This is a genomic window from Corynebacterium sp. HMSC034B08, from assembly GCF_001835805.1.
GTDB lineage: Bacteria > Actinomycetota > Actinomycetes > Mycobacteriales > Mycobacteriaceae > Corynebacterium > Corynebacterium coyleae.
In genome coordinates, this window is record NZ_KV825969.1 from 148,690 (window position 1) to 161,043 (window position 12,354).

14 protein-coding genes are annotated in these 12,354 nt (G+C 61.6%); 8 read left to right on the forward strand and 6 right to left on the reverse strand.

Features of this window, described 5'->3' with window-relative positions:
• Positions 1 to 306 precede the first annotated feature (306 nt).
• The 3 genes from HMPREF2656_RS10045 to HMPREF2656_RS10055 all read right to left on the reverse strand — a co-directional run bounded on the left by HMPREF2656_RS10045 (position 307) and on the right by HMPREF2656_RS10055 (position 1,958).
• Entirely contained in the window at positions 307 to 1,179 is an 873-nt protein-coding gene (locus HMPREF2656_RS10045) for a hypothetical protein (protein WP_141761066.1), read from the reverse strand.
• A 117-nt stretch (positions 1,180 to 1,296) separates the two neighbouring features.
• On the reverse strand, positions 1,297 to 1,545 hold the full coding sequence (locus tag HMPREF2656_RS10050) for a hypothetical protein (protein WP_070772145.1): 249 nt from the start codon (positions 1,543 to 1,545) through the stop codon (positions 1,297 to 1,299).
• Positions 1,545 to 1,958: a guanyl-specific ribonuclease gene (locus HMPREF2656_RS10055; protein ID WP_083319506.1), complete on the reverse strand. Its 414-nt coding sequence runs from the start codon at positions 1,956 to 1,958 to the stop codon at positions 1,545 to 1,547. The genes HMPREF2656_RS10050 and HMPREF2656_RS10055 overlap by 1 nt, the downstream gene beginning before the upstream one ends.
• A 35-nt stretch (positions 1,959 to 1,993) precedes the next feature.
• Between HMPREF2656_RS10055 and dnaG the strand changes: the two genes are divergently transcribed.
• The gene (gene dnaG, locus HMPREF2656_RS10060) at positions 1,994 to 3,991 is read left to right on the forward strand and encodes a DNA primase (RefSeq protein WP_070816582.1); all 1,998 of its coding nucleotides are present in this window, start codon (positions 1,994 to 1,996) and stop codon (positions 3,989 to 3,991) included.
• A gap of 354 nt (positions 3,992 to 4,345) precedes the next feature.
• Positions 4,346 to 4,966 carry a DUF5067 domain-containing protein gene (locus tag HMPREF2656_RS10065; protein WP_070816583.1) on the forward strand — a complete coding sequence of 207 codons (621 nt, stop codon included), beginning with the start codon at positions 4,346 to 4,348 and terminating at the stop codon, positions 4,964 to 4,966.
• Between the two features lie 218 nt (positions 4,967 to 5,184).
• Here HMPREF2656_RS10065 and HMPREF2656_RS10070 read toward each other — a convergent pair whose 3' ends face one another.
• A complete protein-coding gene (locus HMPREF2656_RS10070; protein ID WP_070816642.1) occupies positions 5,185 to 5,856 on the reverse strand; it encodes an 8-oxoguanine DNA glycosylase OGG fold protein in 672 nt (223 codons plus the stop codon).
• Positions 5,857 to 5,889: 33 nt separating this feature from the next.
• Here HMPREF2656_RS10070 and HMPREF2656_RS10075 point away from each other — a divergent pair, with 33 nt between their 5' ends.
• Positions 5,890 to 6,486 carry a MazG nucleotide pyrophosphohydrolase domain-containing protein gene (locus tag HMPREF2656_RS10075; RefSeq protein WP_070816585.1) on the forward strand — a complete coding sequence of 199 codons (597 nt, stop codon included), beginning with the start codon at positions 5,890 to 5,892 and terminating at the stop codon, positions 6,484 to 6,486.
• Here the strand turns inward: HMPREF2656_RS10075 and HMPREF2656_RS10080 are convergent.
• The gene (locus HMPREF2656_RS10080) at positions 6,476 to 6,898 is read right to left on the reverse strand and encodes a hypothetical protein (protein ID WP_070816587.1); all 423 of its coding nucleotides are present in this window, start codon (positions 6,896 to 6,898) and stop codon (positions 6,476 to 6,478) included. The two genes, HMPREF2656_RS10075 and HMPREF2656_RS10080, sit on opposite strands and share 11 nt — an antisense overlap.
• A 147-nt stretch (positions 6,899 to 7,045) precedes the next feature.
• On the opposite strand from HMPREF2656_RS10080, the gene HMPREF2656_RS10085 reads away from it, so the two are divergent.
• The 5 genes from HMPREF2656_RS10085 to HMPREF2656_RS10105 all read left to right on the forward strand — a co-directional run bounded on the left by HMPREF2656_RS10085 (position 7,046) and on the right by HMPREF2656_RS10105 (position 11,895).
• Entirely contained in the window at positions 7,046 to 7,849 is an 804-nt protein-coding gene (locus tag HMPREF2656_RS10085) for a lytic transglycosylase domain-containing protein (RefSeq protein WP_070816589.1), read from the forward strand.
• A 75-nt stretch (positions 7,850 to 7,924) separates the two neighbouring features.
• Complete coding sequence (gene eno / locus HMPREF2656_RS10090) at positions 7,925 to 9,202, forward strand: phosphopyruvate hydratase (protein WP_070816591.1); 1,278 nt, start codon at positions 7,925 to 7,927, stop codon at positions 9,200 to 9,202.
• 161 nt (positions 9,203 to 9,363) lie between these two features.
• Positions 9,364 to 10,188, forward strand: a complete 825-nt coding sequence (locus HMPREF2656_RS10095; RefSeq protein ID WP_070816592.1) for a type IV toxin-antitoxin system AbiEi family antitoxin domain-containing protein — start codon at positions 9,364 to 9,366, stop codon at positions 10,186 to 10,188.
• The gene (locus tag HMPREF2656_RS10100; RefSeq protein WP_070816594.1) at positions 10,175 to 11,095 is read left to right on the forward strand and encodes a nucleotidyl transferase AbiEii/AbiGii toxin family protein; all 921 of its coding nucleotides are present in this window, start codon (positions 10,175 to 10,177) and stop codon (positions 11,093 to 11,095) included. Before HMPREF2656_RS10095 ends, HMPREF2656_RS10100 begins: the two co-directional genes overlap by 14 nt.
• 152 nt (positions 11,096 to 11,247) lie before the next feature.
• Complete coding sequence (locus HMPREF2656_RS10105) at positions 11,248 to 11,895, forward strand: septum formation initiator family protein (RefSeq protein ID WP_070816596.1); 648 nt, start codon at positions 11,248 to 11,250, stop codon at positions 11,893 to 11,895.
• A 10-nt stretch (positions 11,896 to 11,905) separates the two neighbouring features.
• On the opposite strand, the gene HMPREF2656_RS10110 is transcribed toward HMPREF2656_RS10105, so the two are convergent.
• On the reverse strand, positions 11,906 to 12,289 hold the full coding sequence (locus tag HMPREF2656_RS10110) for a hypothetical protein (RefSeq protein ID WP_168167558.1): 384 nt from the start codon (positions 12,287 to 12,289) through the stop codon (positions 11,906 to 11,908).
• Positions 12,290 to 12,354 lie beyond the last annotated feature (65 nt).

A 12,354-nucleotide genomic window follows, 5' to 3' on the forward strand; every position in this document is an offset into this window, starting at 1 on the left:
GCGCGCATTTTGCTTGTCGACGACCCCTCCACCCCGGAGCGCCCACGCCCGGCCACATCCCACGCCGGGGTGCACATGTGCGAAAAGTGAGCTTAGGGGCAAACCCGAACTCGCACCGACGGCGATTCCTACCGGCCTTCACTGCGTTCCACTGCGGTCTACTGTGGTCGTGCCGCGCATCCGAGTTCGGGTTTGCCCCTAAGCTGCCAATCGGACACCTTCCACCCCTCAGGGCGGTCGCCTCACCGCGCTCAAACAGCGCTCACACACCGCCCACACAACGCGCTCACACAGCCGGCGACCGCCTCACCACTCCCACTTTGGCAGCGAGTGCTTATATATGACGGCATTACGCGCCCGGCCTACTTCATTCATGAAAAGGTCCGGTCTGAAGAACAGATCTGAGAAGTCCCAGCGCACTGTCGGGAAGTTGTGGTGCGAAGTCCAGGAGGCGCGCGTGTCTTCGGGGAAACCGAAGTCGAAGTCGGAACCGGTGGCGTCGTCGATGATGATGGCGATGTTGCGCATCCCGCCGCAGTCGACAATTAGAGGCCCGGATGTGACCCATGGTTTTAGGAACACCGGGTAACAGTCAATCCGGTGTGAGGAGAGGACGGCGCGGGCGAGGCTGTACCGGTACTCGGGCAGCGGTGTCACACCAGCGACCATTCTGTGCGCCCGTTTGAGAATCTCGGGCCGGCAACCTTCGAACCCGTCGATGTAATCGTGCACTTTGCGGCGTGAGTAGTGCGTCAGAATCCAATCGGTTGCCGTGAGTTGGTCGGTGATGGTGCCGAAGCGGAACAGGTCGATGTAGGTGCGGAGTCGGTCGGTGTAGCGGATGTTGTGCGCGGTGATGGTTTCGTCGTCACGCACGGGCACTGAGCGGAATCGTGTCAGATAGGGCCATTTGCTTTTGGCGGGCGGTTTTCCGGACGGTAGTGCGACATCGACGGTCCAGTCGGTGAATGGCCCAATCCACATGCCGTGTTGCACTGCGGCCCAGCGACCGAGGAGGATCGCTTTGCGACTGTCGCGCGAGACTCCCGCACCGCGGACCAGCATTTGGTCGCGCAGTGGGAGCGATTGCCACCATTCTTTCTCGACGGTGGTTGTCCGCGTCACATAGCGCGGGTTCGCGCTGGGCGCGTTGGCTTGCTCGTCAAAATCTGCTCTCAACCCCCGAAGGTGAGCCATTTCTGCATACCCCATGCAAGCCAGTATCGCGCCTGGCGGCTGCGTTGGGAACCCCTCGCGTGCACAATATAGTGGACATTTCCGAGTTCGGGTTTGCCCCTAAGCTGCCAATTCGACCCCTTCATCCTCAAACACTGCGCGCATTTTGCTTGTCGACGACCCCTCCACCCTCCAGGAAGCCACCACCACCCGTTTCACTTGGGTTTCCCGCAGGAGGTCGGCGAGCGCGTCGAGGTTTGTGGGCACGGGACGGTCGGCGGCGTCTTTGGGGCCGTAGGCGGCGGTGAGGATGCCGCGGGCGAGGTCCTCAAGCGTGTGGACCGGGTTGGCGAGAAAGATCGGATTCATCAGTTGACCTCCATTTCGCAGAAGGATTCGTAGTGGTCGTCGGTGTAGTACCAGGCCTCGATGTCCCTCGCATTGCCGCCAGCGCCGCCGGTGACGATGCGCCTCGCCCCGCGGTGGCGTAGCCCCGGCGTGTCCACGGTGTACTCGCGGTAATAGTTGCGGGACTCCTGGGGGAGGACGCGTTCGTAATTGCCGAAGCGTTTGTCGTCGTTGGCGGGGTAGGGGAAAGGCCCACCGGCTTCGATGAGGTCGACGGTGTCCCAGGCTTCGTCGGGAAGCGAGCCGCACGCCGGCAGCCCCGAGGCGGTCGCGCTGGACGACACGGCGCTGGTTGGTGCCGGGGTGGGTGAGGGGGTCGTCGATACGCAACTGCTCAGGGCGAGGCAGGTCAGCAGGACAATCGGGCGCTTCATAGGCCCATATCGTTGCACACGCTACGATGAGCGCCATGGCAAGGGGCAGAATTCCGGATAGCGACATTGAGGCTATCCGTCAGCGCGCACCGCTCGACGAGATTGTGGGCGAGTATGTGCAGTTGAAGCCTGCCGGGCACGATTCGCTGAAGGGCCTGAGCCCGTTCAAGGACGAGAAGACCCCGAGTTTCCACGTTCGCCCTGCTCACGGGTATTACCACTGCTTCTCTACGGGCAAGGGCGGGGATGTGTTCTCGTTCCTGATGGAGATGGAGCAGTTGACCTTCCCTGAGGCCGTGGAGGCGGTCGCGGACCAGATTGGGTACCGCATTAATTACCAGGGCGGTTCTACGGGTGCGCGTGATGTGAAGCCGGGCACGCGCCAGCGGCTGCTGGCAGCGAATAAGGCGGCGCACGAGTTTTACCGCGAGCAGTTGGAAACGCCTGAGGCGAAGGTCGCGCGCGATTTCCTGCTCAACCGTGGGTTTTCGCGCGAGTTGATCATGGATTTCGAGTGCGGTTACGCCCCCGACGGTTGGGACACGCTGACGAAGCACCTGCTGCGCAAGGGGTTTGAGGTCCAGGAACTCATCGACGCCGGTATTTCCTCCCAGGGCAAACGCGGGCCGATTGATAAGTTTCGCCGTCGCCTGATTTGGCCGATTAAGGATGCCGCGTCGAACACGATCGGTTTCGGCGCGCGCAAACTTTTCGACGACGACCCCATGGGCAAGTACATGAACACCTCCGACACGATGCTGTATCACAAGTCGAAGGTGCTCTTTGGCATCGATAAGGCGAAGCGCAACATTGCCACCCAGCACCAGACAGTGGTGGTGGAGGGCTACACCGATGTGATGGCCATGCATGCCGCCGGCGTGACCACCGCCGTGGCCACCTGCGGTACCGCGTTCGGCTCCGAGCACATGAGCCTGATCCGCCGCCTGATGCTTGACGATAATTTCTTCCGCGGCGAACTGATCTACACCTTCGACGGCGACGAGGCTGGCCAGAAGGCTGCGATGCGCGCCTACAACACCGATACGGAGTTCGGCGGCCAGTCGTTTGTGGCCGTCGCCCCGGACGGCATGGACCCCTGTGACCTGCGCCTGGAGAAGGGCGACAGCGCGCTTCGAGACCTCGTCGCCTCCCGCATCCCCGTCTACGAGTTCGTCATCGAGTCCCTGCTGAAGAACTTCTCCCTCGACTCCGCCGAAGGGCGCGTCCAAGCTTTACGACGCACCGTCCCCGTCGTCGCCTCCATCGATGACAAAGTGCTCCAACAGGAATACGCCCGCCGCCTCGCTGGCTGGGTCGGTTGGCCCAACCCCGACGAAGTGTTGGAACAGGTCCGCGCCGAGGCGAAGAAACCGAAGAAGGAGAAGCGCCAGCGCGTCTCCCTTGCCGCCCGTCAGGCCGCCGCCGGCCCGGACTCCTCCGGACGCCAGGCGGAGTTGCTGATCCCGCCGCGCCCCGACGACCCAATGCTGTGGCCCCAGCGCGAAGCCTTGAAGATCGCCCTGCAGCACCCGTCGAAGGCCGGCAATTACTTCGACGGCATCAACCCGGACGCCTTCACCAACGACGCCTACCAACAGGTCCGCGAGGCCATCACCGCCGCTGGCGGCTGCGCCCGCGCGGGTGACGGTGTGGGCGCTGGTGCCGCTAGCTCCGCTGGTGCCGCTGCTGTCGCAGGGCCCGCGGGATCTAGCTCCACCGACTCTGCCCCCGACGGTGGCGCCTCCTGGATCGCTGCCGTCGCCGGTGAGATGCGCGATCTTTCCGGCCGCAACTTTGTTTCCGAACTCGCCGTCGAACCCATTCACGCCGACGACCTCGACGAATACGCCGACTCCGTCCTCTCCCGCCTGCAGGAGACCCGCGTCGGCGAGCAGATCGCCCAGCTCAAGGCGCAGCTGCAGCGCATGCGCCCCTCTGACGACGAAGAGGCCTACAACGCCCTCTTCTCTGACCTGGTTGCGTTGGAGCAGGCCCGCAGGGACCTCAACGACCGCGCCTTCCGTGGGCGTTAGGCCCCAACGCCCCGCTTTACTTATTTCGTTTGTGTAAAACCCCACACTTTCACCTGCCGGTTTTTACACTCCGTGCAGGTCGGATCCCCCGGCCCTGCAACATCTTGCATCGCCCCGAAGCGCCACTAGTGCGAAGCAAGACTGCCCGTCCTTGGAGTTCTGGCAGATCCTCTAGTGGGGGTGTTCCTCAAGTGGTTGGGCTATTTGCCAGTTGGAGTTTCCCAGGTAGTACGCAGCAACTCGACTGGTTGACCGTCGCTGATGAAAGCTGGTCAATGGATGGACTGTCAGGCTAAAGTCATAATTCGGCGAGGTGCCACAGGGGCTCCTCAATGGTTCTTGAAAGGAAGTCTGATGGACTTCAAGCTCCCAAACAAGCCTGAAGAGCTCCTCAAGCTGGCAGGTCCCATCATCGGTGTGGTAGTTCTGTTGCTTGCCCTGATTGGCGTTGGTGCCGGCTCCAGTGAAGATGGCGCCAGCCCGACTCCGTCTACCACGGCTAAGCCAACCACTACGGCAACAAAGACCACCGCGGCAAAACCCGCACCGTCAACGTCGGAGAAGCCATCCGGAAAATTTGAGAACAACATTTTCGATTCGCATGAGTACCGTTTTGAGATTACAAAGGTAAACGTTGTTCCAGCGGGTGGCCGTAAGAATCTGTTCGGTTCGAAGCCAGTGATTGTGTTCACCTACGAGTTCACCAACAAACGTGCGCGTGAGATTGACACCATTACGGCATGGCTTACGACGTTCAGTGCAAAACAGGAAGACGAAAATGTCCGCCATGATTTGCGGACGGCACTGTTCTACACCGATGATCTTGCAGACCAGATCACGGTGAAGCCAGGCGGTAAGGTGACTGCTCAGTTCGCGTACGAGCTTAATGACGAGGATCTTCCTGTTGCTCTTTCTGCGCAGACAGGTTTGCTTTTGAAGAACTCTGAAGGCACGCAGGTCTATCCGATTAAGTAAGTCAGAGCACTTTGCATTCAGCCCAGCACCGGGAACTCGGTACTGGGTATTTTTATGTGTGAGGGAGGGCAATCAGCAGGTGTCCCTTTAACCCCCACCAACACTAAAGCCCGGCGAGTTCGGGTTTGCCCCTAAGCTCGCCGAGCGACATATGTACCCCCTGCGCGGGGCCCGACAGGCAAGCCCCGCGAGCCCCAGAAACCCCCAAAAACTCAGCGCTACTTTGCCTCGCGACGAGCAAACTCCCGCAACGCCCACTCAACCGCGTCCAGTGGCAGCGAGGAGTCGTAAGCGTCCCGAGCAGCGGTCAAGGCGTCGAGGTACTCCTTGTATTCGTCGGCGGTCCAGTCGGCGTCCTTCGCCAGGCCGGCCAGACGTGCGCGGTTGGAGCAAATGATCGCCGGTGCAGCAGCACCATCCGGCGAAGCAGCAGCACCAGCAGCGTCCTGCTCACCCGCCAGGAAGTACGCCACGGCGGAGGCGTACTTCGGCGCCAGGCCGGTCGCGATTAAGGAGGCGTAGGCGTCGACAGGCGACAGCCCCCCAAGCTTGCGGATCGCGCCGAGCAACTTGGAAGCGTTGCCCTTGTTGCGCAGGAACGCCTGCATTTGCATGACCTGGTTGGATTGGCCGGCGATGTAGGCAAAGCAGGCGCCCAAAAAGTCGATGATCTGCTCGCGTGCGAAGTCGGAGGAGCGGACATCCGAGGCGAAGGAGAAGACTTCGGCGCGGGTGATGGAGGCGGTGGCGTCGTCGCGGAAGGGCGGTACGCGGCGGAGGTGGTGGGGCCAGCCAGTTTTCCAGCGGATGGGGGAGAAGGTGACGGAGTCTTGTAGCGCGTCTTGGGCGTTGGGTTTGATGGTTTCGAGTGCTTCGGCGATCTGAGTCATGCGCTCCATCATAGAGGCCTTAGACTTCCCTTCATGACTGCGACCGTGTTGCTTCTGGATGCCCGTTGGCCCGACATGATCCCGCTCAACCTCGCTGGCCAGATTCGTGGTCGTGTGGAGTTTTCGCCGGAGGTGCCGGTGTCGGTGCGTTGGGCGTTGGATGTCGCAGACGGCGACGGCCACTGGATTGTAACTACGGATCCGAAGTTCGCGGAGCGTTTGCTTGACGACGACGCCACCACCCTGATCAAAGTCCCTTCCCTCGAGGATCCTGTGTTGCAGGCTGTAGAGACGATGCGTGAGGCGCGACGCCGGGGTGAGTGGGAACAGGAGATGACGCACGAAAGCCTCCTGCCGTTTTTGGCGGAGGAGGCTGGTGAGGTCGCGGATGCGATTCGCACAAAGGCACCCGACGCGGAGCTGAAGAAGGAGTTGTCGGATTTGCTCCTGCAGGTGTTGTTCCATGCGGAGATTGCCGACGAGCGGGGTGCCTTTGGGTTTGGGGATGTGGCGGGGGCGTTCGTCGATAAGATGCGCCGCCGTGCGCCGTATTTGTTCGACGGGTCAGACGGGCCTGTGGATAAGGGGACGCAGGACCGTCTGTGGGTCGAGGGGAAGGCTAGCGAATAGCCGGCAGTGCCGGGATGAGGGTGCGGATGTCCGGCAGGCCTGCCTTGGAGGACATCTGGGAGGAGCCGGCGAAGAGCTGGTCGAGCGGGGTGACCGGGTCTGGCTTGACGATGCCGCACTCCAGCGCACGGTCCGCAACCGCACCGACGGTGCTTGCGGAGACGAGGCGCAGCGCTGCGTCGTCGCCAACGACGGTGTTGAGGTTCATGACGAGCTGGCTGCGGGTGGTGTCTTTGTTCACCATGCGGGTGGCGGTCAGGCCGGTGCGGAGGCTGTCGCAGTTGGTGGTGGCGATGTTGCCGTTGAGCAGGCGGACGAGTTCGAGGGTCTGTGCCTTGGCGGGGGTTGCGGTGCCTGCGAAACCGGTGACGGCGATGAGGCCTGCTGCGAGTGCTGCGGTGATGCGGCGCATGGGGTGTCCTTTCGGGGAAGTTTGATAGGTCGCACAGCATCATAACTGTTACAGCTGTGATTGTTGTGGTTTGTGTGAAAATTGTAACTTCTGGCACCGCCTAACCCCCGCACGGCGCGGTAACCGCGCCCGGTACACTTTGCGCCCATGATCACACCGCGACGCATTGCTCGCGGCTGTGGCTGCGTGGGCATTCTCGGCGCGGCCACGGCCGTTATTCTTGTCGTCGCGCTTATCGCGTGGCTGCTCTCGGCCTTCAACTTCGACACGACAGAGCCGAAGCAAAAAGCCCCGCTCACGGTCCCGCCTGCGGCCGCAGAGGCGCCCCCGCGTATTAACGTCCACGCGCCCGGCAGAACCTCCGACCAACTCTTTGACTGGTCGCAAAGCATCGGCGAGGCCACGAACATGTCCGGCCAGGCCGTGCGCGCCTACGCCAACGCCGCGCTGATCGCCGAGGAGGCTTGGCCCACCTGCAACCTGACCTGGAACACGCTTGCCGGCATCGGTTGGGTGGAGACCCGCCACGGCACCTACGGCGGCCGTTTCGACTACTCCAAACTGGACGAGAACGGCTACCCGCAACCACCCATCATCGGCCCGCAGCTCAACGGGGACGGCTTTGCCAAGGTTCCGGACACCGACCAGGGTCAACTGGATGGCGACACGGAGTTTGACCGCGCAGTCGGGCCGATGCAGTTTATTCCGGAGTCTTGGGCGCGCTTTGGTCGCGACGCCAACGGCGATGGCACCCCGAACCCCCAGCAGATCGACGACGCCGCCTTAGGTGCTGCGAACCTTCTGTGCAATTCCGGCGGCACACCCCGCGACCTGGCCACCGAGGAGGGGTGGACCCAGGCCATCTACGCGTATAACCAGTCCAGCGACTATTTCGCCCGTGTGCGCGACGCGGCCGCGAACTATGCCATGAACCAGCCTGCCCACCGGTAGGGCAACGGCTAGACTTGTTGTCGGAATTTTTCGCCAAGTCATTTTCCACGCCTATATCCACGTTAAGGAGAACTCATGGCTGACATCATGCACATCTTTGCTCGCGAGATTTTGGATTCGCGCGGTAACCCGACCGTGGAGGTGGAGGCGCTGCTGTCTGATGGCTCGCATGGCCAGGCTGCGGTGCCGTCGGGTGCGTCGACGGGTGAGCATGAGGCTCACGAGCTTCGCGATGGCGACGACCGCTACGACGGCAAGGGTGTCCTCAAGGCGGTTGAGAACGTCAACGAGACCATCGCGGATGCCCTGATCGCGTTTGAGGCGGATGATCAGCGTCTGATCGACAACACGATGATCGAGCTCGACGGCACCGACAACAAGAAGAACCTGGGCGCGAACGCCTTGCTGGGTGTGTCCATGGCTGTGGCGAAGGCTGCCGCTGAGGCTGCCGAGCTGCCGCTGTTCCGCTACATTGGCGGCCCGAACGCTCACACCCTTCCGGTGCCGATGATGAACATCCTCAACGGTGGCGCACACGCCGACTCTGGTGTGGACGTCCAGGAGTTCATGATTGCCCCGATCGGTGCGGAGACCTTCGCCGAGGCACTGCGTATGGGCACTGAGGTCTACCACGCGCTGAAGTCCGTGATTAAGTCCAAGGGCCTGTCCACGGGTCTTGGCGACGAGGGCGGGTTCGCCCCGTCCGTCGAATCCACCAAGGCCGCACTCGACCTGATCGTGGAGGCTGTGGAGAAGGCGGGCTACAAGCTTGGTAGCGATATCGCGCTCGCCCTCGACGTCGCTTCCTCCGAGTTCTACGAAAACGGCACCTACAACTTCGAGGGCGGCCAGCACTCCGCCGAGGAGATGATCCAGGTCTACGCGGACCTGGTGGAGCAGTACCCGATCGTCTCCATCGAGGACCCGCTGGATGAAAACGACTGGGACGGCTACGTCACCCTGACCGAGAAGCTTGGCGACAAGATCCAGATCGTCGGCGACGACCTCTTTGTCACCAACCCGAAGCGCCTCGCCGAAGGCATTGAGAAGGGCGCCGCAAACGCCCTGCTGGTCAAGGTGAACCAGATCGGTACCCTCACCGAGACCTTCGACGCCGTCGAGTTGGCACACCGCAACGGCTTCCGCACCATGATGTCGCACCGTTCCGGCGAGACCGAGGACACCACCATCGCGGATCTGGCCGTCGCCCTGTCCTGCGGCCAGATCAAGACCGGTGCCCCGGCTCGCTCCGAGCGCGTGGCGAAGTACAACCAGCTGCTGCGCATTGAGCAGGTGCTTGGCGACGCCGCCGTGTACGCCGGCCGCGACGCCTTCCCGCGCTTTAAGAAGTAGGCAGTAGCTCACCACTACGGCCCGGCCCCGCCCCGTCTCCGGTGCGGGGCCGCTTCTTTATGTCCAAATCTGACGTTTGTATCGAAACAAACGGACGATTGTATCGCCTTGAATGGTACAATTGTCCGCAATCACGGATACAAACGCAAAAGGAGGGGTCGGTGAAGCGTGCAGATGTGTTAGCGACCTTAGAGATGGTCGCCTCCGACCAGTGGGGGATCGTCACCACCGGCCAAGCGGGACGGGAGGGGATTGAACGCCTGCAGCTGTCCCGCCTCGTGGAGCGCGGTGATCTTGACCGAGCGCGGCATGGCGTCTATCTGCTGCCGTCCCATCAGGGTGGACCCCACGATGAGATTCGGGCGGCGTGGCTATCTCTCGAGCCAAAGAAGTTCATCGACGAGCGCTGGGAGGACGAACAGCCCGTGGTGGTCTCGCACGAGTCGGCTGCTCTCATCCACGGGATCGGCCGTTTGATTCCGCCGAAGTTCACGTTTTCAACCGGCGGCACGAAGCAGACGCGGCAGCAAGGAGTCCGCATCCGCACCCGTCGTGATCTTCCTGAGGAGGACATTGTGTCGGTGGATGGACTGCCGGTGACAAGCGTCACCCGCACCGTAGCGGACCTAGCAGAAGCGGGGATCGAACGAGACTATCTGGCTGATCTTGTTGCAGATGCGTTGCGGAAGGAGAACGTGCGAATCGATGAGTTGGCAAACGAGCTGGAGCCTGCGGCGCGCGCATATGGGGCTAAGGCGGGTATGCAATTGGTCTTGGAGTTAAACGAGGTAGCGGCTTCTCTAGAGGACATCGTTGAGCGGCGCAATCGGTTCGTGCATGGGGTTGGAGTAGCAGCAGATCGGATGACCGAATCCGAAGCTCTGCGGGCTTACCAAGAGAGCATGAGGGCAATTTCGGGGTATCTGGACTCTCTCGAGAAATCGGTCGAGAATTACATGAGGATGAGGGGTAATGGTGACAAGTAAGCGCGATAGTAAAGAGCGGCAAAAGAAGCTCAACCAGGCCATCGCGAAGTGGTCCAGAGACCGAGGACTGCCTCGCGATCTAATTCGCTACCAGATCGCGTTTGAGGGGTTTCTGGAGCGAGTCTTTCAGACGGGATCCGATGAGTGGGTGCTTAAGGGTGGGGCTGCTTTATTGATGCGTAACGGCGAGGGGCGCACAACCGCCGATATTGATCTCGCTCGAGTCGCCGAATTGGGACCGCTAGCGAGCATTGAAGCCGAGATCAGACAGATCGCTCAACGCCCAGGGCAGGGCCCGCTGACTTACCGGGTGAGGAATGTGCAGCAAAAGCGGATAGGGAGCAGCGACGGCTATAAGGGACCGACCTATGAAGTGTCGCTCGACGCGATGATGGGGGTGGTTGTGTTCCAGGCTTTTAGTCTGGATCTCACCGAACAGCGTCATACTCAAGAACCTCACGAACGAGTAGAGGTTGATCTGACTCTCGGTAAGATCAGTTCTGAGAATCTCGAACCCGTTTCGGTCTACGCCACTGCCATTGAATCCCAACTCGCAGACAAGATCTGCGCGATGAGAGAACCACACCGCAGTGGGGATAGCAATCGTTACCACGATCTGGCTGACATCATCACTATCTTGCTCACTCAGCCATTTTCGGCAAAGGACCTGAAGAGCGCGTGTGATCATGAAGCGCGGCGACGGAGAATCGAAATCCCGACGGAGATGTGGGTGCCACTGTCGTGGGAGAAGGAGTATCCCAGACGTGCGGAAACCTATTACGGTCTGCCCGTGAAGTACCACGATTTCGCTCAGGCGACTGCGTTTGCATCGGAAGTGCTCAGCCCAACGCTTGCTGGAGAACTCTCCGCAGCCCGGTGGGATCCCGACACGCGAAGTTGGCGATAAACCCGTACATATTGGGCATCATGTTCCCCTGCCTCACTGTCGAGGCCGCGACCGCCGAGCGCTGTAGCGGGCGTATCGACGACCCCCCGCGACCGCTCCGCTGGCCGCGCCGCAGTCCGCGAAATCCTCAAGCGCATCTAGACTGATTACCTATGAAGAAGCGCCCGCCACATCCCCGCAAGTCGCACACGGTGCCCGTCGCCAGCCGCGACGCGGAGCGTGCCGAGCGTGCCCGCGAGCGCAAGCAACGCTCCCGCACGAGGCGGGCGCGCGTGTTTCCAAAGCAGGACATGGCCAGCGTGGTCATCCTGATCAGCGTCGTCCTGCTCGTCCTCCTCGCCATCGCCGCACCCCTGCGCAACTACTACGAAGGCCGCGCCGAGATCGCCCGCGCCCAGGAGTCCATCGAACGCCTCGAGGCACGCAAGCAGGCGCTTGAAAGCGACATCGCCATGTACGAAGACGATGCCTTCATGCGCCAAGAAGCACGTCGTCGCCTCGGTGTAGTGGAAGAGGGGGAGACCGTCTGGCGCATCCTTGATCCGCGCATGTCCGCCCCCGACAACCTCACCACCGCCGCCGACGAAATCCCGGACGATCGCGAGTGGTCCGAGGTGCTGTGGGATTCACTCCGCGACATCCCCGAAGCAGAGGCGCCTGAATCCGAGACTGATGCCGATGCGCCCGAGCAAGATGCACCGCAACCCGACGCCCTGCAACCGGAAGCGCCCGCAGCCCCCGAACAACCAGCCGGCGAGGCTCCCGCCGAAGCGCCTGCACCCGACGCTCCCGCGCAGTAGCGAGGAGCTACTAGCCGATAAACCCGAGTTCCCGACTCTTCGCCAGCATTCGCGACGCAAGTTCTGCATGGTTAACTGCCGACCATTCCACCCGCGCACCATCGCTCAGTCCTAGCGCCTGAACAATTTGGGCAAGCTCGTCCAGATTATGGGCAATCACCGTGCCATCAGCTGCGTGCAACACCTGGTCTTCGGTCCAGTACACGCCGGGGCTTGCTGTTAGCGGGCCGTTCTTCAGAATACGAGTTATTGCCTGGATGAACCCGGCTGTAGCCACCGTATGTGCGCTGTGTAGTGGGGGAGGCGGCATCAAATGGCGGGTCTCAGTGCCGGTTGACACCAACGGGAATTCAGGGGTTGGTAGCGCGCCGGGATGCAACGCAGGAACGCTCATTAGTCAACCTTTCTCGAGGAGCAGTCTGTTAAATAATGACAAATAACCTCGAGGTGTTTCAATCC